The 18027-nt window shown below is 67.5% G+C and carries 20 protein-coding genes; 11 read left to right on the top strand and 9 right to left on the bottom strand.

All coding sequences use genetic code 11. From position 1 onward, the window contains the following. The first annotated feature begins 572 nt into the window (after nucleotides 1-572). Nucleotides 573-980 (top strand): hypothetical protein, encoded by a 408-nt coding sequence (locus OHB24_RS28000; protein ID WP_327633832.1) that lies wholly within the window; start codon nucleotides 573-575, stop codon nucleotides 978-980. A gap of 68 nt (nucleotides 981-1048) precedes the next feature. Then, the gene (locus OHB24_RS27995) at nucleotides 1049-1627 is read left to right on the top strand and encodes a hypothetical protein (protein WP_327633831.1); all 579 of its coding nucleotides are present in this window, start codon (nucleotides 1049-1051) and stop codon (nucleotides 1625-1627) included. A gap of 48 nt (nucleotides 1628-1675) precedes the next feature. Here the strand turns inward: OHB24_RS27995 and trpD are convergent, their stop codons facing one another. From trpD to OHB24_RS27980, 3 genes are read right to left on the bottom strand one after another with little or no spacing between them, the layout of a single operon-like run. Beyond that, nucleotides 1676-2731 carry an anthranilate phosphoribosyltransferase gene (gene trpD, locus OHB24_RS27990; RefSeq protein ID WP_327633830.1) on the bottom strand — a complete coding sequence of 352 codons (1056 nt, stop codon included), beginning with the start codon at nucleotides 2729-2731 and terminating at the stop codon, nucleotides 1676-1678. Between the two features lie 6 nt (nucleotides 2732-2737). Continuing rightward, nucleotides 2738-3157, bottom strand: coding sequence for an Rv3143 family two-component system response regulator (locus OHB24_RS27985; RefSeq protein WP_327633829.1), 420 nt, complete (start codon nucleotides 3155-3157; stop codon nucleotides 2738-2740). Between the two features lie 46 nt (nucleotides 3158-3203). Then, the gene (locus OHB24_RS27980; protein ID WP_327633828.1) at nucleotides 3204-4121 is read right to left on the bottom strand and encodes a cytochrome c oxidase assembly protein; all 918 of its coding nucleotides are present in this window, start codon (nucleotides 4119-4121) and stop codon (nucleotides 3204-3206) included. 82 nt (nucleotides 4122-4203) lie between these two features. On the opposite strand from OHB24_RS27980, the gene ctaE reads away from it, so the two are divergent. The 4 genes from ctaE to qcrB are packed head-to-tail and all read left to right on the top strand — an operon-like array spanning nucleotide 4204 to nucleotide 8442. Further along, nucleotides 4204-4866 (top strand): aa3-type cytochrome oxidase subunit III, encoded by a 663-nt coding sequence (gene ctaE / locus OHB24_RS27975; RefSeq protein WP_327633827.1) that lies wholly within the window; start codon nucleotides 4204-4206, stop codon nucleotides 4864-4866. After that, entirely contained in the window at nucleotides 4863-5729 is an 867-nt protein-coding gene (gene qcrC, locus OHB24_RS27970; protein WP_327633826.1) for a cytochrome bc1 complex diheme cytochrome c subunit, read from the top strand. The genes ctaE and qcrC overlap by 4 nt, the downstream gene beginning before the upstream one ends. Further along, a complete protein-coding gene (qcrA, locus tag OHB24_RS27965; RefSeq protein WP_327633825.1) occupies nucleotides 5726-6772 on the top strand; it encodes a cytochrome bc1 complex Rieske iron-sulfur subunit in 1047 nt (348 codons plus the stop codon). The genes qcrC and qcrA overlap by 4 nt, the downstream gene beginning before the upstream one ends. Beyond that, on the top strand, nucleotides 6769-8442 hold the full coding sequence (qcrB, locus tag OHB24_RS27960; RefSeq protein WP_327633824.1) for a cytochrome bc1 complex cytochrome b subunit: 1674 nt from the start codon (nucleotides 6769-6771) through the stop codon (nucleotides 8440-8442). The genes qcrA and qcrB overlap by 4 nt, the downstream gene beginning before the upstream one ends. A gap of 48 nt (nucleotides 8443-8490) precedes the next feature. On the opposite strand, the gene OHB24_RS27955 is transcribed toward qcrB, so the two are convergent. Beyond that, nucleotides 8491-8955 (bottom strand): MarR family winged helix-turn-helix transcriptional regulator, encoded by a 465-nt coding sequence (locus OHB24_RS27955; protein WP_327633823.1) that lies wholly within the window; start codon nucleotides 8953-8955, stop codon nucleotides 8491-8493. 41 nt (nucleotides 8956-8996) lie between these two features. Between OHB24_RS27955 and OHB24_RS27950 the strand changes: the two genes are divergently transcribed. Further along, nucleotides 8997-9803 carry an alpha/beta fold hydrolase gene (locus OHB24_RS27950; protein WP_327633822.1) on the top strand — a complete coding sequence of 269 codons (807 nt, stop codon included), beginning with the start codon at nucleotides 8997-8999 and terminating at the stop codon, nucleotides 9801-9803. A 59-nt stretch (nucleotides 9804-9862) separates the two neighbouring features. Here OHB24_RS27950 and OHB24_RS27945 read toward each other — a convergent pair whose 3' ends face one another. The 4 genes from OHB24_RS27945 to ctaC all read right to left on the bottom strand — a co-directional run bounded on the left by OHB24_RS27945 (nucleotide 9863) and on the right by ctaC (nucleotide 14363). Next, nucleotides 9863-11113, bottom strand: a complete 1251-nt coding sequence (locus tag OHB24_RS27945) for a L,D-transpeptidase (RefSeq protein WP_327633821.1) — start codon at nucleotides 11111-11113, stop codon at nucleotides 9863-9865. 198 nt (nucleotides 11114-11311) lie between these two features. Beyond that, entirely contained in the window at nucleotides 11312-11707 is a 396-nt protein-coding gene (locus OHB24_RS27940; protein ID WP_130380095.1) for a cytochrome c oxidase subunit 4, read from the bottom strand. Beyond that, nucleotides 11704-13452, bottom strand: coding sequence for an aa3-type cytochrome oxidase subunit I (gene ctaD, locus OHB24_RS27935; RefSeq protein WP_442914002.1), 1749 nt, complete (start codon nucleotides 13450-13452; stop codon nucleotides 11704-11706). The genes OHB24_RS27940 and ctaD overlap by 4 nt, the downstream gene beginning before the upstream one ends. A gap of 26 nt (nucleotides 13453-13478) precedes the next feature. After that, nucleotides 13479-14363 (bottom strand): aa3-type cytochrome oxidase subunit II, encoded by an 885-nt coding sequence (ctaC, locus tag OHB24_RS27930; protein ID WP_327633819.1) that lies wholly within the window; start codon nucleotides 14361-14363, stop codon nucleotides 13479-13481. 94 nt (nucleotides 14364-14457) lie between these two features. Here ctaC and OHB24_RS27925 point away from each other — a divergent pair, with 94 nt between their 5' ends. Genes OHB24_RS27925 through OHB24_RS27915 form a run of 3 tightly spaced genes read left to right on the top strand, consistent with a single transcriptional unit; the run spans nucleotide 14458 to nucleotide 16362 of the window. Continuing rightward, on the top strand, nucleotides 14458-15573 hold the full coding sequence (locus OHB24_RS27925; protein ID WP_327633818.1) for a cysteine desulfurase family protein: 1116 nt from the start codon (nucleotides 14458-14460) through the stop codon (nucleotides 15571-15573). Further along, nucleotides 15570-15782, top strand: a complete 213-nt coding sequence (locus tag OHB24_RS27920) for a sulfurtransferase TusA family protein (protein WP_131342193.1) — start codon at nucleotides 15570-15572, stop codon at nucleotides 15780-15782. Before OHB24_RS27925 ends, OHB24_RS27920 begins: the two co-directional genes overlap by 4 nt. A 13-nt stretch (nucleotides 15783-15795) precedes the next feature. Beyond that, on the top strand, nucleotides 15796-16362 hold the full coding sequence (locus tag OHB24_RS27915) for a GNAT family N-acetyltransferase (RefSeq protein WP_327633817.1): 567 nt from the start codon (nucleotides 15796-15798) through the stop codon (nucleotides 16360-16362). Here the strand turns inward: OHB24_RS27915 and OHB24_RS27910 are convergent. Continuing rightward, a complete protein-coding gene (locus OHB24_RS27910; protein WP_327633816.1) occupies nucleotides 16335-17249 on the bottom strand; it encodes a hypothetical protein in 915 nt (304 codons plus the stop codon). The genes OHB24_RS27915 and OHB24_RS27910 overlap by 28 nt on opposite strands. A 40-nt stretch (nucleotides 17250-17289) precedes the next feature. Between OHB24_RS27910 and OHB24_RS27905 the strand changes: the two genes are divergently transcribed. Next, nucleotides 17290-18012 (top strand): SIR2 family NAD-dependent protein deacylase, encoded by a 723-nt coding sequence (locus OHB24_RS27905; protein ID WP_327633815.1) that lies wholly within the window; start codon nucleotides 17290-17292, stop codon nucleotides 18010-18012. The last annotated feature ends 15 nt before the right edge of the window (nucleotides 18013-18027 follow it).

The following is an 18027-nucleotide window of genomic DNA, read 5'->3' as shown; positions in this document are numbered from 1 at the left end:
AGCCGCGCAACCACAGCCGGGGCAACCGCAGTCACGTCCCGCACAGCCTGGTTCGGGACAGCCGGGTCCCGCACAGTCGGGTCCGGGGCAGCCGCAGGGTTCGGGGCAGCCGGGTCCTGCACAGTCCGCTCCTGGGCAGTCTGGGCCGGGGCAGGGCCAGGCGGGGCAGATGTGGGGTGTGCAGCAGCAGGGTCCGCAGGCGAGTGGCTGGCAGGTGCAGGCGACCGGGCCTCAGCCTGGTCGGCCACAGTTCGGTCAGCAGAGCTCTCAGCAAGGCGGTCAGCAGGCCGGTGCACAGCCAGGCGGACAGCAGGCTGGTGCCCAGCAAGGCGGTCAGCAGGCTGGGCAGCAGGGTTCTCAGCCACGTGGGCCGCAGAGCGGGCAGCAGGCTGGAGCGCAGGGTCCTCGGCAAGGCGGACCGCAAGGTGGGCAGCAGGGTGGGTCGGCTGGTGGCGGGCAGGCTGGGTCGCGTGGTGGGGCGCAGGGTGGGCCGTTGGCGTTCACTGAGGTGATCTCGCGTGCGGCTGGGCCGTACGCCGCGGGCGCGGGCGGGCAGGGTGCTGGAGCAGCCGGTGGGCAAGGTGCTGCCGCAGGCGGGCACGGCGCCGGCCAAGGTGCTGGGCAGTCCGGTGGGCAAGGTGCTGCCGTGGGCGGGCATGGTGCTGGGGCGGCTGGTGGACAGTCCGGGGTGCACGGTCCTGGGCAGGCCCGTGGGCAAGGTGCTGGGCAGGTGCCCTGGGCGGCTGGCGCGCAAGCAGGTGGTCAGGGTGCTGGGGCGCACTCCGGCGGCCACGGCGCTGGGGCGCACTTGGGTGGGCACGGTGCTGGAGCGGCTGGGGCGCACTCGGGCGGTCACGGTGCTGGTACGGCTGGGGCGCACTCGGGTGGGTATGTCGGTGGGGTGTCGGGTGGTAACGGGCGGGCTCGGGCTGTTGGGGCTGTGGTTCTGGTGGTGGCGGCGTTGGCTGCTACCGGTTTGAGTGCGGGGTGGGTGTGGACCAAGGCTGAGGCCGTCCCTGGGGTCGCGTTGCCTACGATGGGGAAGCCGATGGATACGGTCAATCCGTCGGCGAAGCCTACGAAGACGCCGACGCCGGTCGGCAAGGTGCTCGGGACCGAGATGGTTGCTTCCAACAACGACTCGATGCCGATCATGAGTTCGGCCTGGGGCAACACCTACGAGCGCACCGGACTGTGGGGCGGCGCCGCGATCTGGCTGACGGTGCACAGCAACTACGTCAAGGGCAAGAGCTGGGGCAACTACGTCGCCTTCGGTCAGCTCCCGCCGGAGATCGCCTACACGAACACCCCGGCCGGTCTCAGGCAAGCTGCGGCCCAGGTCGGCGGTCGCACGCTCGTCAACCTGTACGACAAGGACACGCAGGTCATCAAGGGCAGCGTCATCCACAAGCCGATCACGATCAACGGCCATCCGGGCCACGAGATCGTCGCCAAGGTCCCCGTCAAGGTGCCGAAGCTGCCGGAGACGTTCTCCACGATCATGATCGCGGTGGTCGACCGCGGTGACGGTACGGCGGCGGTCTCGGTCGCCGACCTCGCCGGCTCCACCCCGGACTGGCAGAACGTCTGGCGCTACAAGGTCACCCAGATGAAGCTGAGCAAGTAGAAAAGGGCCGGCGGGGGAACACCCGCCGGCCCTTCTGCTGTAGCAATGTCAGCCGCGCACCTCGGCGCAGGCAGTGATCCACCGGTCCAGCACGTCCTTCGCTGCCCCGGAGTCGATCGCCTCGGCCGCACGGTCCATCCCGGTCCGGATCCGCTCCGTCAGGCTGCCTGCCTCTGGCGTGTACGCCGCCAGCGCCGCGCCGGCGTTCAGCAGTACGACGTCCCGCACCGCCCCCGGCTCGCCGTCGACGAGTGCGCGCACGACCTTCGCGTTGAACGTCGCGTCAGCGCCCTTCAGCGCGTCCGCGGACACCGGCTCGATGCCCAGCTCGCGCGGGTCGAGCGTGATCGGTCCTTCGACCTCACCGCCGCCGACGATCCACACCTGCGACGTCGTACGCGTGGTCAGCTCGTCCAGCCCGTCGTCGCCGTGGAACACCAGCGCGTCGATCCCGCGCCGCGCCAGTACGCCGGCCATCAGCCCGGCGATCCGGCCGTCGCCGACGCCGACCGCCTGCGCGGACGGGTTGCCCGGGTTCGCCAGCGGGCCGAGGAAGTTGAACGTGGTCGGCACTCCGAGCTCACGACGAGGTACGGCGGCATGCCGCAACGCGGGGTGGAACGCCGGAGCGAAGCAGAACGTGATCCCGGCCCGCTCCCCCACCTCGGCCACCTGTTCCGCGGTCAGATCGAGCGGGATGCCCAGTTCTTCGAGGACATCGGCCGCACCACAGGCCGACGAGGCCGCGCGGTTGCCGTGCTTCAGCACCTTCGCGCCGGCGCCCGCGGCGACGATCGCGGACATCGTGCTGATGTTCACTGTGTGGGCTTGGTCACCGCCGGTGCCGACGACGTCGAGCGTCCGGCCGGGCACCGAGATCCGGGTGGCGAAGTCGCGCATCGTCGCGACCAGGCCCTCGACCTCGATCACCGTCTCGCCCTTGGAACGCAGCGCGATCACAAAGCCGGCGAGCTGCGCGGGCGAGGCCGCTCCGGACAGGATCTGCTCCATCGCCCATGCGGTGGCGGATGCCTCCAGGTCCTCACGCCGCAGCAGCGGATTGAGGACCTGGGGCCAGCTGTAGGCGCCCCTTGGATCGGACATGGTGTGTCAGGCGGTCGTGGCGGGCAGCTTGGCCAGCCGCTGGCGGATCAGGTCCGCGGTGACCTCGGCCAGCTTGATCGGGTCGATCGGGTGCGAGACCACGCCCTCGGCCCGCGACCAGGTCGCCAGCCAGGCGTCCTGCGGGCGGCCAGTGATGACCAGCACCGGCGGGCACTGGAAGATCTCGTCCTTCAGCTGCCGGGCGATCCCCAGACCGCCGGCCGGTACGGCCTCGCCGTCCAGGATGGCCAGGTCGATCCCGCCCTTGTCCATGGTCTTGATGACGGCCGGCTCGGTGGCGCACTCGACGTACTCGAGCTCGGGCAGATCGGCCGCCGGCCGCTTGCCGAGGGCCAGCCGGACGGACTCCCGCGTCGTACGGTCGTCGCTGTAGACCAGGACCTTCAGCGGACGCTCTGAACTCATCGATCCATCCCAAGCTTGTTCAAAAGACGACTGGACACCCGGAATGCTACCGGGGCGCCTGTCCAGCCCTGCGAGCCTGTTCCTCCAACCGGTCCAGGCGCCGGTCCTCACGGCGCGCCTCACGCTGTGACTCACGCACCCATTGGACGAACAGTACGGCGAAGAACACCACGCCGACGATGTCGCCCGAGCCCCACAGCAGGCCGCCCGCGATGTACTGGTCGCGCAGTGGCGACGGCGACCAGGAGCGGCCGAAGCTGGTGTACCAGTCCTCGGCGATCAGCTTGTTCGCGGACATGATCGTGATGCCGAGGAACGCGTGGAACGGCAGTGTGAGGAACGTCAGGATCAGCCGGAACGGGTAGATCACCCGGCCGGGCACCGGGTCGAGCCCGAGCAGCGGCCAGAAGAACAGCGATCCGACCAGAATGAAGTGCAGGTGCAGCAGGTCGTGCAACACGGTCGAATGCAGCGTGGCGTCGTACCAGCCGCTGAAATAGAGCGCCCAGGGGCTCAGGACGAACAGCGTGAAGCCGACCAGCGGGAAGCAGACCACCTTCGCGAACCGCGAATGCAACACGGAGAGCAACCATTTCCGCGGCCGCTGCGGGAGCGTCCGCAGCGCCAGCGTGACCGGCGCGCCGAGCGCCAGCGCGAGCGGCGTCAGCATCGACAGGATCATGTGCTGCACCATGTGCACGCTGATCAGGACCGTGTCGTAGGTGCCGAGCGCCGACTGGGTGGCGATCACGGCGCTTCCGAGCCCGACGCCGACGAACGCGAACGTCCGGCCGCGGGACCACTTGTCACCGCGTTTGCGCAGCTTGTGGACGCCGTACAGATAGATCGCGCCGAGTACGACGATCACGGCGAGTAACACCGGTTCGAAGGTCCATGCCGTCAGCAACCGGAGCGGTGTCAGCGGCTCGATCCGGTCGCCGGGCGTGGCGTGAAGGGGAAGCACGCTTCCACAGTAGAAACACTTAGTTGCCGACATGCATGGGGGTGGTCGTGTCAGTTGATACGAGGACCGACATAATGACCGCGTGGCCACTGCAACCGCGCTCCCAGCGTCTCGTGAACACGGGCATCATGACCGTCCCAGCATGGTCAGTGTCGGCACGATCGTCTGGCTCTCGAGCGAACTGATGTTCTTCGCCGCCCTGTTCGCGGCGTACTTCACGATCCGGTCGGTGACGACCGCCGCAGCCGCTCCGGGCACGGAGACGCTGTGGGAGGTCATGACGCACCATCTGAACGTCCCGTTCGCCTCGGTGAACACGTTCATCCTGGTCGCGTCGTCGTTCACCTGCCAGGCGGGTGTGTTCGCCGCCGAGCACGGCAAGGTGGGCCGGGTCGGCTCGCTGGCGAACCCACGCAACTGGGGCATGCGTGAGTGGTTCATCCTCACGTACCTGATGGGCGCGGTCTTCATCGCCGGCCAGGTGACCGAGTACGCCGAACTGGTGCACGAGGGCATCACGATCTCGTCGAACGCGTACGGATCGGTGTTCTACCTGGCCACCGGCTTCCACGGTCTGCACGTGACCGGCGGCCTCATAGCTTTCGTGTTCGTCCTGGCCAGGACGTACATGGCTCGTAAGTTCACCCACGAACAGGCCGTCTCGGCGATCGTCGTGTCGTACTACTGGCACTTCGTCGACGTGGTCTGGATCGCCCTGTTCGCGACCATCTACCTGCTCAAATGAGTGAGAAGAGACCTTCCTTGTCACCGGCGCGCTTTCTCTCCGCGCGACGACGGCACCGGTCCGCCGGCCTCGTCGTGCTCCTGTTCGGCCTCCTGGCAGTGGGGTCGGCGTACGCCGCCTTCGCCCCTGACAACGCGGTGGCGGACAACTCGGCCCAGTCGCAGCAGATCGAAGAGGGCAAGAAGCTCTTCGCGGTCGGCTGCTCCAGCTGCCACGGCCTGAACGCCGAGGGCGGCGGGAACGGCGAGGGCAAGATGGCCGGCCCGTCGCTGATCGGCGTCGGCGCGGCCGCGGTCGACTTCCAGGTCGGCACCGGCCGGATGCCCGCGATGCAGCCGGGCGCACAGATCCCGCGCAAGGCCCCGGCGTACTCCGAGACGGAGATCGAGGCCCTGGCCGCGTACGTCGCCTCGCTCGCCCCCGGCCCTTCGGTTCCGGGCTCCGAGTCGTACGACGTGAGCAAGGCCACCGACGAGCAGGTCACCCGCGGCGGCGAGCTGTTCCGCACCAACTGCACGGCCTGCCACAACTTCGCCGGTCGCGGTGGCGCGCTGCCGAACGGCAAGTACGCGCCGTCGCTGATGGGCGTCAGTGAGAAGCACATCTACGAGGCCATGCTGACCGGCCCGCAGCAGATGCCGGTCTTCTCCGACCAGGTCATGCAGCCCGAGGACAAGCGCGACATCATCGCCTACCTCAAGGCGCTGGAGACCCAGAAGGACCCGGGCGGCTTCGGACTCGGCCGGCTCGGCCCGGTGTCCGAGGGCCTGTGGGGCTGGTTCGTCGGCATCGGTCTGCTGGTAGCGGTAGCGGTCTGGATCGGCGCCAAGGGCGTCAAGGCCAAGGGAGCGAAGGCCGAATGAGTAACGACAATCTGCCGGTGAAGCCCGAGGACGAGCACGGCACCGTCGAGGTGGCGGAACCGATCCCGGACCCGGGTCTGGAGCCGCACGAGCCGCGGATCACCGACATCGACCCGAAGGCGGCCGACCGTGCCGAGCGCCAGGTGTCGGGCATGTTCGGCCTGGCGACGCTGCTGGTGGTGGGCTCCTGTGTCGCGTACTTCGCCATCCCGCGGGACTCGATCCTCGAGTTCGGCCCGCTGTCCGGCAACGCGAACAACATGGTCATCGGCCTGTGCATCGGCCTCGCGCTGTTCCTGATCGGGGCCGGCGCGATCCAGTGGGCCAAGAAGCTGATGGTGGACGAGGAGATCTCCGAGGAGCGCCACGCCGCGCACTCGTCGCCGCAGCAGATCGCAGAGATCACCGAGGCCTTCAAGGAAGGTGCGGAGGAGTCCGGCTTCGGCCGGCGCAAGATGATCCGCAACTCGCTGATCGGCGCGCTCGGCGTCCTCGGTCTGCCGGCGGTCATCCTGCTCCGCGACCTCGGTCCGCTGCCGGGCCGGGCGCTCTACAACACGATCTGGGCGAAGGGCATCCGGGTCGTCAACGACGTCACCGACCGCCCGATCAAGCCGTCCGACCTGGTCGTCGGCCAGCTGGTCAACGCGGCGCCGGCCAACCTGGCCCCGCTGCAGGAGGAAAACTCGTCGGAGTACCAGAACGCCAAGGCGAAGGCCGCGGTGATCGTGGTCCGGATCAAGCCGAGCGAGATCCGCACCAAGCCGGGCCGGGAGAACTGGGGCATCGACGGCATCCTGTGCTACTCGAAGATCTGCACCCACGTCGGATGCCCGATCTCGCTGTACGAGCAGACCACGCACCACGTGCTCTGCCCGTGCCACCAGTCGACCTTCGACCTGGCCGACAGCGCCAAGGTCGTCTTCGGCCCCGCTGCCCGCCCGCTGCCTCAGCTACCGTTGGCAGTGGACAGCGAGGGCTACCTGGTTGCGCAGAGCGGCTTCCACGAGCCGGTCGGCCCGAGCTTCTTCGAACGAGGGTGACAACAGTGTCAACAAACACAGAGTTCCCTGGACCGGTCAAGTGGGTCGACGATCGCCTCGGCATCGCGAAGATCGGCAAGAAGAACCTGCGGAAGATCTTCCCGGACCACTGGTCCTTCATGCTGGGCGAGATCGCGCTCTACAGCTTCATCATCCTGATCCTGACCGGCACCTTCCTGACGTTCTGGTTCAAGCCGTCGATGGCCGAGATCGAGTACCAGGGCTCGTACAGCCTGCTCAAGGGTCTGCACATGTCGGAGGCCTACGCCTCCACGCTGGACATCACGTTCGACGTCCGCGGCGGTCTGCTGATGCGGCAGATCCACCACTGGGCGGCCGTGCTGTTCATCGCCGCGATGATGGTGCACCTGCTCCGGATGTTCTTCACCGGCGCGTTCCGCAAGCCGCGCGAGCTGAACTGGCTGATCGGCTTCGGGATGCTGTTCCTGGGCATCATCGAGGGCTTCCTCGGCTACGGCCTCCCCGACGACCTGCTGTCCGGTACCGGTCTACGGATCACCAACGGCATGATCCAGGCGTCACCCGTGGTCGGCACGTACATGAACTTCTTCATCTTCGGCGGTGAGTTCCCCGGTGACGACTTCGTCGCACGGTTCTTCATCGTCCATGTGCTGCTGATACCGGGCATCATCCTGGCCTTGGTCACGGCCCACCTGTTCCTGGTCGTGTACCACAAGCACACGCAGTACGCCGGTCCCGGCCGGACCCAGAAGAACGTGGTCGGCTACCCGCTGTTCCCGGTGTACACGGCCAAGGCCGGCGGCTTCTTCTTCGTGGTCTTCGGCATCACCGCGCTGATGGGCGCACTGATGCAGATCAACCCGGTCTGGCTGTACGGGCCGTACAACCCGGCCGAGGTCACCGCAGGTGCGCAACCGGACTGGTACATGGGCTGGCTGGAAGGCTCGGTGCGAATATTCCCCGGCTTCGAGTCACACTTCTGGGGCATCACCCTCAGTTGGAACCTGATCATCCCGGCGCTGATCGTGCCACCGGCGTTCGTCACCCTGGTCGCGCTCTATCCGTTCATCGAGGGCTGGATCACCGGTGACAAACGCGAGCACCACCTGCTCGACAGGCCGCGGGACGTCCCGACCCGGACCGGTATCGGCGTCGCGTTCATCACCTTCTACGCGATGCTGTGGATCGGCGGCGGTAACGACCTGATCGCCACCCACTTCAACCTGTCGCTGAACCATGTGACCTGGTTCCTGCGGTTCGCGGTGATCCTCGGCCCGATCCTGGGCTTCTGGATCGCACGCCGCTGGGCGATCTCGCTGCAGCGCGCCGATCAGGACCGGCTGCTGCACGGCCTGGAGACCGGTGTGATCATGCGCTCCCCCGAGGGCAAGTACACCGAGAAGCACCAGCCGATCTCGACCTACGAGGCGTACTCGATCACCGCGCGGGACCGGCTCGTGCCGCACGAGATCGGCCCGGAGACCGACGAGAACGGCGTCCGCGCCCCGCGTCGCGCGCTGAACAAGGCCCGCGCCGCGCTGTCCCGCTTCTACTTCGCCGACGCGGTGCAGAAGCCGACCACTCAGGAGGTCGAGGAGGCGCACGAGCACGCTCATGACGCCGACGAGATCCACGAGCTGACGGAGGACACGGAGACCTACCGCGAGGTCACCAGCGACCGCTCCTGACGTCGCACGAACACAGAAGGGCCCCGGCACTCGCCGGGGCCCTTCTTGTTATGCCAGTGCGGCGGAGGCAGCAGACAGGTAGTCCTTCACCAGCGCACGTTCGCCGGGCTCGAGGGCCTGGGTGGTGGCGACCAGGCGGTCCAGGAGCGGGCCGAAGAACTGCCAGCCCAGGGCTACCGCACTGTCGGAGACCTGGAGGCGGGCGCTGCGGCCGTCCGTTCGGCTTCTGAGGCGTTCGACGTGCCCGGCGGCCTCCAGGCGGTGGATGACGGCTGTCGTCGCCTGAGAGGTCATTCCAAGCTGTTGAGCGAGCCAACTGGGCGTGGCCTCCACCCCGGCGCGTTCGGCGTCCAGGAGGCGTACCAGCGCCCGTACGTCGGTCCCGTGCAAGGCCGTCGTCCGGGCGAATTCTCCGACCGCCAGGTCGTACCGTAGGGCGACCTCCCGGAGCAGGTGCACCACCTCCAGTGCGGCGGCGCGTTCCGGGTCGGCTGGTGTCACTCCTTTACGCATGCCCGACAATTTACCTCACTGAGTGAGCTATTCTCGGCAGCATGAGCTTCCAGGACGCGTACGACGCTCTCCTCGCCCGCTGGGACGTGCCGGTCGACCAGCTCGAGCTCACCGACGAGTTCGGTACGACCCACGTCAACGCATGCGGTCCTGCCGACGGACCGCCCGTCGTACTGCTGCCGGGGCATGGAGCGACGTCACCGGTGTGGTTCACGATCGCGCCGCGGCTCGCTGAGCGGTATCGCGTCTACGCGATCGACCTGATCGTCGACGCGGGCCGGAGCACGAACAGTGGTCGGACGCCCAAGACGCCGGCTGATCTGCACACGTGGCTGACGAACACCTTCGACGGACTCGGCATCGGCCGGACGGTGCTGTGCGGTCACTCGTACGGCGCCTGGATCGCACTCACGTACGCGATCAACCACCCGGACCGCGTGGAGCGTCTGGCTCTGCTCGACCCGACGGACTGCTACGTCGCCCTGCGTGTCCCGTACATCCTCCGAGCTCTGCCGAGCCTGCTGCGGCCGTCCAGAAAGCGCACGGACTCGTTCCTGCGCTGGGAGACCCAGGGCCTCCCACTCGACCCTCAGGTCCTAGAGCTGGCTGGTCTGGCCGCAGAGCAGCCGTCAACCCCGTTCGTCCGCACCAAACGACCCACAGACGACCAGCTGCGAGACCTCGCTCCCCTGGTCTTCGCCGCGGGCCGCAGCAAGAGTCACAACGCGGCTCAACTGACCCGCCGAGTCAACACACTCTCCCCCGCCGCAACCGTCATACAACTCGAAACAGCGACCCACCACTCCCTCCCATCCCTCCATGCCGACGAGGTGTGGGCTGCGTTCTGAAAACACAACAGCCTCCTGCCCGCGGGCATGCGGGGAGGAGGCTGTTGCGTCTTGGTGCGTCAGGAGAGGGCGGAGCCGGCCTTGTAGGCGGCCCAGGTGCCGTTCCAGTCGGTCCAGCCGTTACCGGGCTCCATGTGGCGGTTGGTGCCGGTGACGATCACCGGGTCGCCGCGGAGGGTCTGGTTGTAGTACCACTGGGCGTCCTTGAGGCTCATGCCGACGCAGCCGTGGCTGACGTTGGAGCTGCCCTGGCTGCCGGACGACCACGGGGCGCCATGGATGAACTCGCCGGAGCTGGTGACGCGCTGCGCCCACTTCACGTCCGGGATGTTGTAGTACTCCGGGTCGCCAGGCTTCAGGCCGACAGTCGCCGCGTCCATGCGCTTCACCGGGTACTTCTCCATGATCACCTTCACCCCGCTGCGGGTGGTGAAGCCGTCCTTGCCGGCGGTGATCGGGATGGTCCGGGCCAGCTTGCCGTTGATCGTCACCGCCATCGTGTGCTTCTTGACGTTGATGTTGGTGACCACCGACTTGCCGATGCTGAACGCGATGGTCCGGCTCGCGGTGCCCCACGTGTTGTTACCGGCGTTGACGCCCAGGGTGCCGATGTTGACGGTCACCTTGGTGCCGGCCGGCCAGTAGTTCTTCGGGCGGTAGTTGACCTGCTTGCTGTTCACCCAGTGCCAGCTGCCGTCGACCGGCACCGAGGTCTTCACGGAGAGCCGCTTCTCGACGGCCGCACGGTCCTTGACCGGGTTGTTCCAGAAGATCTGGACCGGTAGCGCGACGCCGACGGTCTCGCCGTTCAGCGGGACGACCGAGGCCTTCAGGCTCTTCGACGCCTTCAGCGTCTTGAAGGTCGAGCTGATCGGCACGGTGGCGCCGTCGGTGCCCTCGGCCGAGCCGCTCACCGTGTACGTGGCGCCGGGCTTCAGCTGCGGCGACGACGTCCACTGGGTCTTCTCGGCGTTGAAGCTGCCGGTCACCTTGTCGCCGTCGTCGTCCTTGAGCGTGACCGCGGCCAGCTTGCCGGCCGTGGTGGTCACCGTCACCGGCTTGTCCGGCTGCACCGCCGACGCGCCCTTGGCGGGCACGATCGCGATACTGGCCGACGCCGGGGTCTCCGACGGGGTCGTCGAGCTCCCTGGCGTGCTGGAGGCACCTGGCGAGTTGCTCTGCGACGTGGACGTGCTGGGCGTCGACTGTCCGCCGCCACCGGAGCCGCCGCCGGCCTCTGTGTCGCTGCAGGCCGTGCCGGCCAGCAGCAGGACGCAGATCCCCGCCACGGCAAGGCCGTGCTTCCTCACCGAACTGCTCACCATTCCCCAGTTCTCCCCTGTTTAGTCAGACCGCGGTAAGGGTAACCTGCCGCAGCGACATTTCTGTGCACCCGCACGCGCCGTTCCGGTACGGTCCACAACGCTCCGTACGGATTCGCAGTACTACAGACGCACGAAAACGCCGCCCGGTTCGTTCCCGGACGGCGTTTTTCGTACGACTCTCAACTAGTGAGCGTGGTCACCGCGGTAGTACTCGAAGATGAACCCGCTCAGCGTGACGATGCCGATCCCGCAGCCGGCGATGAACAGCCACCAGCCGAAGACGATGCCGAGGACAACCACCGCCAGCGTCAGCGCGCACCACAGCGGCCACCAGGAGTACGGCGGGAAGAAGCCGAGCTCGCCCGCCCCTTCGACGATCTCCGCTTCCTTGCGGTCCTCCGGACGCGCGTCCATCCGCCGGGCCGTGACGCTCAGGTAGAACGCCACCAGCAGCGACAGGAAGAACGTCATCACCAGTGCGGTGGTGCCGGTCGGGTCCTCGGACATCAGCCAGTAGATCGGCGTGACGACGAGCACGAACACACTCAGGATCCCGAAGACCCAGGCTTCGACCTTCACGCCTTGTCCTTCCCGTCGTTCCCGGCATCGGACTCGGCCTGCTCGATCAGATGCTCGACGCGGCCTTGGTCCTCACCCGCGTCCAGCAGGTTGTCCTTGCCGGCCCGGTTGTCCGGGTACTCCGCCAGCGCCAGGTCGGCGTGGTGAAGGTCGAACGCCGGGGACTCCGAACGGATCCGGGGCAGCTTCTCGAAGTTGTGCCGCGGCGGCGGCGAACTGGTCGCCCACTCCAGCGAGCGGCCCCAGCCCCACGGGTCGTCGACACCCACCAGCGGCGTCTTGCGGGACTTGTAGATGTTGTAGAAGAACGGCAGCATCGACGCGCCCAGGATGAAGGCACCGACGCTGGAGACCTCGTTCAGCGTGGTGAAGCCCTCGTTGGCGCCGTACGACGCGTAGCGCCGCGGCATGCCCTCGACGCCGAGCCAGTGCTGCACCAGGAACGTGGTGTGGAAGCCGATGAACAGCAGCCAGAAGTGCAGCTTGCCGAGCCGCTCGTCGAGCATCCGCCCGGTGAACTTCGGCCACCAGAAGTAGAACCCGGCGAACATCGCGAACACCACGGTGCCGAAGACGACGTAGTGGAAGTGCGCGACCACGAAGTACGAGTCGGACAGCTGGTAGTCCAGCGCGGGCGAGGCCAGGATGACGCCGGTCAGGCCGCCGAAGAGGAAGGTGGTCAGGAAGCCCACCGACCAGAGCATCGGGGTGTCGAACGAGACCGACCCGCCCCAGATCGTGCCGATCCAGTTGAAGAACTTCACCCCGGTCGGGACCGCGATCAAGAACGTCATGAACGAGAAGAACGGCAGGTTCACCGCGCCGGTGACGAACATGTGGTGTGCCCACACCGCCACCGAGAGGACCGCGATACCGAGGGTCGCGCTGACCAGACCGATGTAGCCGAAGACCGGCTTGCGGCTGAAGACCGGCAGGATCTCGGTCACGATGCCGAAGAACGGCAGCGCGATGATGTACACCTCGGGATGCCCGAAGAACCAGAACAGGTGTTGCCAAAGTATCGGCCCGCCGTTGGCCGCGTCGAAGACATGGGCCCCGAGTGTTCGGTCCGCCTCCAGGATCAGCAGCGCCGCCGCCAGGATCGGGAAGGCGATCAGTACCAGGATCGACGTGACCAGGATGTTCCAGGTGAAGATCGGCATCCGGAACATCGTCATACCGGGCGCGCGCATGGTGATGATCGTGGTGATGAAGTTGACCGCACCGAGGATCGTGCCCAGACCGGCCATCCACAGACCCATGATCCACAGGTCGCCGCCGATCCCCGGCGAACGGACCGCGTTCGACAGCGGGGCGTAGGCGAACCAGCCGAAGTCGGCCGCGCCGCCCGGGGTGAAGAAGCCGCTGATCGTGATCAGGCCGCCGAACAGGAACAGCCAGAAGCTGAACATGTTCAGCCGCGGGAACGCGACGTCGGGGGCGCCGATCTGGATCGGCATGATCTCGTTCGCGAAGCCGACGAACAGCGGGGTCGCGAACAGCAGCAGCATGATCGTGCCGTGCATCGTGAAGAGCTGGTTGTACACCTCTTCGTTCACGATCTGCAGGCCCGGCTTGGCCAGCTCGGCGCGGATCAGCAGCGCCATCACGCCGCCGATCAGGAAGAACGCGAACGACGTGATCAGGTACATGTGCCCGATCAGCTTGTGGTCCGTCGTGGTCAGGTACTTGACCAGCAACGCACCCTTGCTGCGCCGCCGGGGCAGCGCGCTGGTGCTACCGATAGCGCCGGTGCGCTCGGCGAAGTCGGTCACTTCTCGCCCCCTGTACCGGGAATGGTGGTGGCGTCGGCGCCACCGGTTGCGGCGCCGGTCTGGCCCTTGGCGGCCAGTTCGCGCAGGTGTGCGTCGTACTCGTCGCGGGAGACCACCTTGACCGTGAAGACCATCCGGCTGTGGTAGAGCCCGCAGAGCTCGGCACACTTGCCGGCGAAGGTGCCGGTCTTGGTCGGGGTCAGCTCGAACTTGTTCGTCTTGCCCGGGATCACGTCGAGCTTGAAGTAGAACGCCGGCACCCAGAACGAGTGGATGACGTCCGGCGAGGTCAGGTCGAAGTGGACCGACTCGTTCACCGGCAGCCATAGGGTGGCCGGCTTGTCCATCGTGCCGGTCTCCCAGACACCCTGCTGCCCGTCGACGGTGTCCTTGTAGTTGAAGGTCCACTGCCACTGCTGGCCCACCACGTTGACGGTGTGCGCCGGGTTGGCGTCCATGTGCGTGACCTTGTTGCCGTGCTCGACGGTGTAGAAGAACAGCACACCGATGATCGCGAACGGGGCCAAGGTGTAGAGCACCTCGAGCGGCAGGTTGTACCGCACCTGCCGGGGTGCCTCGTCGTTGCGCTTGCGGTACCGCACCACGACCCACAGGATCAGGCCCCAGACCATCACGCCGATGATCAGGGCGGCGATCCACGCCCCGATCCAGAGGCTGCGGATGGCCTCGGTCCGGTCCGATGCGCCCTCGGGCAGACCGAGTCGTTTCCACTGCTCAGTGGTCGCCGTCGAGCAACCGGTCAGCAGCAGGGTGCCGAGCACCAGTGCACTGCCGACCAGCAGGCGACGCTTCGCCGGCCGTGTGGCGCCGGCAGAACCTGCCGGTCGCTTCTCCACTCCGGGCGTGCCGTTCGAACCCACGGGGCGCCTTTCCCTTCCCAAGTGAGACTGACGACCAAACACTACTGGACACCATTCGCGTCTCCGCGCATAGGTAGGGCTTAGCGTTTCCCCTGTGAGTGAGCGTGCGTATCTGGACGCCGCGTCGGCCGAGCCGATGCACCCCGCGGCGCGGGAGATGTTGCTGTCGGCAGTGGATTCCGGATGGGCCGATCCGGTGCGCCTGCACCACGAGGGCCGGACCGCGAGACTGCTGCTGGACAACGCCCGCGCGGTCCTCGCGGACGCGGTCGGTGTGCGGCCGGACGAGCTGTACCTGACCACCTCCGGTACGGCGGCGATCCAGGCCGGCCTGACCGCGGTACGGGCCGCGCGCAGCCGGGTCGGGGCAACGATCGTGCACAGTGCGGTCGAGCACTCCGCCGTACTGCACACGGCTGGTGAGGCGGCTGCCGAGGTCGGCGTGGACCGGCTGGGGCGGGTCGAGTTGGCTGCCTTCACAGACGCCGTACGACGACCTGGTGTGGCCGTGGCTGCGTTGCAGTCGGCGAACCACGAGGTGGGGACGCGGCAGCCGATCGAGGCGGCTGCGGCGGCGGCAGGCGACGTACCTCTCTTTGTTGACGCGTCCGCGTCGGTCGGGCACGACGTCGTACCGGCGGGCTGGTCGGTGCTCGCGGCAAGCGCCCACAAGTGGGGCGGCCCCGCAGGCGTCGGGCTACTGGCTGTGAAGAAGGGCACGCGGATCGCACCGGCGTGGCCGATGGACGAGCGGGAGGACGGCCTCTCCCCCGGGTTCCCGAACGTCCCCAACGCGCTCGCCGCGGCAGCTGCGTTGCAGGCGCGACTGGCTGAGGCGGAGGAGCTCGGCAAGCGGCACAGGGCCTGGATCGACGAGGTACGCCGTCGTGTGGCCGCGGACATCCCCGATGTCGAGGTAGTAGGCGACGCGGAAGACCGCCTACCGCACATCCTCACGTTCTCTTGTCTCTATGTGGACGGCGAGGCGCTGGTGACCGCCCTCGACGCTGAGGGGTTCGCTGTCTCGAGTGGTTCCGCCTGTACGTCGAGCACGCTCCAGCCCTCGCACGTGCTCGCAGCGATGGGCGTCCTGACCCATGGCAACGTCCGTGTCTCTCTCGGGCGCGACACGACCCATGACGAGGTGCAGCGGTTCTGTGGTGTGCTTCCAGGACTGGTGCAGCGGATCCGGGCGGAGGTAGGCATGTGAACGTCGACCTGGACTGCCGTGGCCTGCTCTGTCCACTCCCGGTGATCAAACTGGCCAAGACGCTACCGACTGTTGCCGTAGGCGACACAGTGACGGTGCTGGCCGACGACCCAGCCGCAGCGACCGACATCCCCGCATGGTGCCGGATGCGCTCCCAGGAGCTGGTGTCGGCCGGAGAAAACCAATACGTCGTACGGCGGGTCAGCTGACACACTGCGCGACGTGACCGACTTCGCGTACAAGCCGACGCTCGCCGGGGACCTGGTGGTCCTGCGCCAACTGGACGAGGGCGACTACGAAGCACTCAGTGCCGCCATGGACGACCCGGACGTCGCTCGTCTGACCGGCAGCCACGGCGAGATCGGCGAGGAGCAGGCCCGCGAATGGATGCGGACCCGCAAGGACCAGACCGACCGGCTCGACCTCGCCATCGTCGACAAGGCGTCGGGTGCCGTCGTCGGTGAGGCCGTGCTGAACGACTGGGACCGGGACAACCAGTGCTGCAACTTCCGGATCCTGATCGGCGCGTCCGGCCAGGGCCGCGGCCTCGGCACCGAGGCGACCCGGCTGATCGTCGGCTACGGCATCGAGCAGCTCGGCCTGCACCGGATCAGCCTCGGCGTCTACACCTTCAACCCGCGCGCCCGGCGCGCCTACGAGAAGGCCGGCTTCAAGACCGAGGGCGTCCTGCGAGACGCGCTCCTCTGGGAGGGCGAATGGGTGGACGAGATCGTGATGTCCGTCCTGGCCACCGACTGGGCTCAGAGCACCCGGGCCAGCTCGGAGTAGGTGGGCTGCAGCTTCCGGACGATTGCCGCCGCGGCCGACACCGACCCGGCGGTGAGCTCGTACTGCAGGCTGCCGACCAGGCGCGCCTGCGAGTCGAGGATCGCGCTCGCATCACGAAGCCCGATCCGGCCCATCGCCGTGGCCGCGTCGACGAGCCGCCGGGCGCCCACGCGCACCGCGAAGTGCGCCATCAGTCCGTGGATGCCGGGATCCAGGCCCTGTTCGAGCAGCTCGGCGAAGCGTTCCAAAGCCTCCTCGTTCCCGACGGTTCCGGGCGACACCACGACGTCGCCCCGAAGCGAGACCCAGGCCTTGGCCGCGGGTACCGACGCCTGTAGCGCATCCTCCACGCTCACGTCCCGCACCTGCTGGAAGCCCGAGCGCATGCTGTAGCCGTAGCGCTTGTAGCTGATCGACTCGGCCCGCCAAGAGGCCAGGAAGGCGTCCAGCGGCAGCGTGGCGTAGGGAAAGCCCTGCGGGTCGTGCAGCAGCACGCGGTCGGAGTCCATCGCCTGCACGACCAGATAGTGGTCGGCCTCGATCGGATCGCCTGCGCCCGGGTGGTACAGCAACAGGCCCATCTCCAGTGGTCCGACGAGCACCGGCCCGTCCTGCACCGCCGTACGGAGTCGGTCGAGCGCTTCTTCGGGCGACGACGCGCCGGCGCTGGTGCAGGTCCAGCCCAGCAGGTCGATAGCGGCGTCCAGTCCGATCTCCCCGTCCCAGCCGTAGGGATCGAAGAGCGGTAGCCGACCGGAGAGGAGTTGTACGCCGAACGGTGAGCCGGTGAGGACCTCGATGACGGCGGGAGACGGGGCCTGGTCGCCGAGGACCATCGCCAGGCTGTTGCTGTAGCAGTACGGTCCGGAGCCGATGTAGGAAAGCATGTGTTTGACGATCGGGGTTGTCCCTGTGTCAAGGTCAAGTGTGCTGAACGCTGAACGCATCGCCGTACTGACCGGCGCCGGGATCTCGACTGCTTCGGGGATACCGGACTTTCGAGGGCCGCAGGGGTTGTGGACGAAGGACCCGGCGGCGGAGGCGATGTTCGATATCGACGAGTACGTCGCCAGTCGCGAGGTGCGGGTGGCGACCTGGAAGCACCGGCTGGCCGTGCCGGCGTGGACGGTCGAGCCGAACCCGGGTCATCTCGCTCTGGTCGAGCTGGAGCGGCAGGGCCGTCTGACCGGTCTGATCACGCAGAACGTCGACGGGTTGCACCAGAGGGCCGGCTCGTCACCGGAGCTGGTCCACGAGCTGCACGGCACGGTCTGGTACGTCGACTGTCTCCAGTGTGAGCGCCGGATCCCTATGGCCGACGTACTCCCACGACTCGAGTCAGGCGACGAGGACCCGGCCTGTGAGGTGTGCGGCGGGATCCTGAAGTCCGCGACCGTCTCGTTCGGCCAGTCCCTCGACCGGGCCGTGCTGGACCGAGCTGTCGCAGCCACCGAGTCAGCCGACCTGTTCCTGGCCATCGGTACGTCGCTGCAGGTCTACCCGGCCGCTGGTCTCTGCGACCTCGCACTGAACGCCGGAAAGCCTCTGGTCATCGTGAACGCACAGCCGACGCCGTACGACGAGCAGGCGACGACTGTGCTGCGCACACCGATCGAGACCACGCTTCCGGACCTCGTGACCTTACCGTGACATTCGAGCCCTCCT

Origin of the sequence: Kribbella sp. NBC_00482 (genome assembly GCF_036013725.1) — a bacterium.
Classification (GTDB): Bacteria; Actinomycetota; Actinomycetes; order Propionibacteriales; family Kribbellaceae; genus Kribbella.
The sequence above is the reverse complement of the archived record's forward strand: the minus strand, read 5'-3'. Positions and strand labels throughout refer to the sequence as shown.

Coding starts and splice junctions, on each gene's coding strand:
- OHB24_RS27995 (WP_327633831.1), top strand. CDS start 1,049: ATGGATACGGTCAATCCGTCGGCGAAGCCTACGAAGACGCCGACGCCG.
- trpD (WP_327633830.1), bottom strand. CDS start 2,731: ATGTCCGATCCAAGGGGCGCCTACAGCTGGCCCCAGGTCCTCAATCCG.
- OHB24_RS27985 (WP_327633829.1), bottom strand. CDS start 3,157: ATGAGTTCAGAGCGTCCGCTGAAGGTCCTGGTCTACAGCGACGACCGT.
- qcrC (WP_327633826.1), top strand. CDS start 4,863: ATGAGTGAGAAGAGACCTTCCTTGTCACCGGCGCGCTTTCTCTCCGCG.
- qcrA (WP_327633825.1), top strand. CDS start 5,726: ATGAGTAACGACAATCTGCCGGTGAAGCCCGAGGACGAGCACGGCACC.
- OHB24_RS27955 (WP_327633823.1), bottom strand. CDS start 8,955: ATGCGTAAAGGAGTGACACCAGCCGACCCGGAACGCGCCGCCGCACTG.
- OHB24_RS27950 (WP_327633822.1), top strand. CDS start 8,997: ATGAGCTTCCAGGACGCGTACGACGCTCTCCTCGCCCGCTGGGACGTG.
- OHB24_RS27910 (WP_327633816.1), bottom strand. CDS start 17,249: ATGCTTTCCTACATCGGCTCCGGACCGTACTGCTACAGCAACAGCCTG.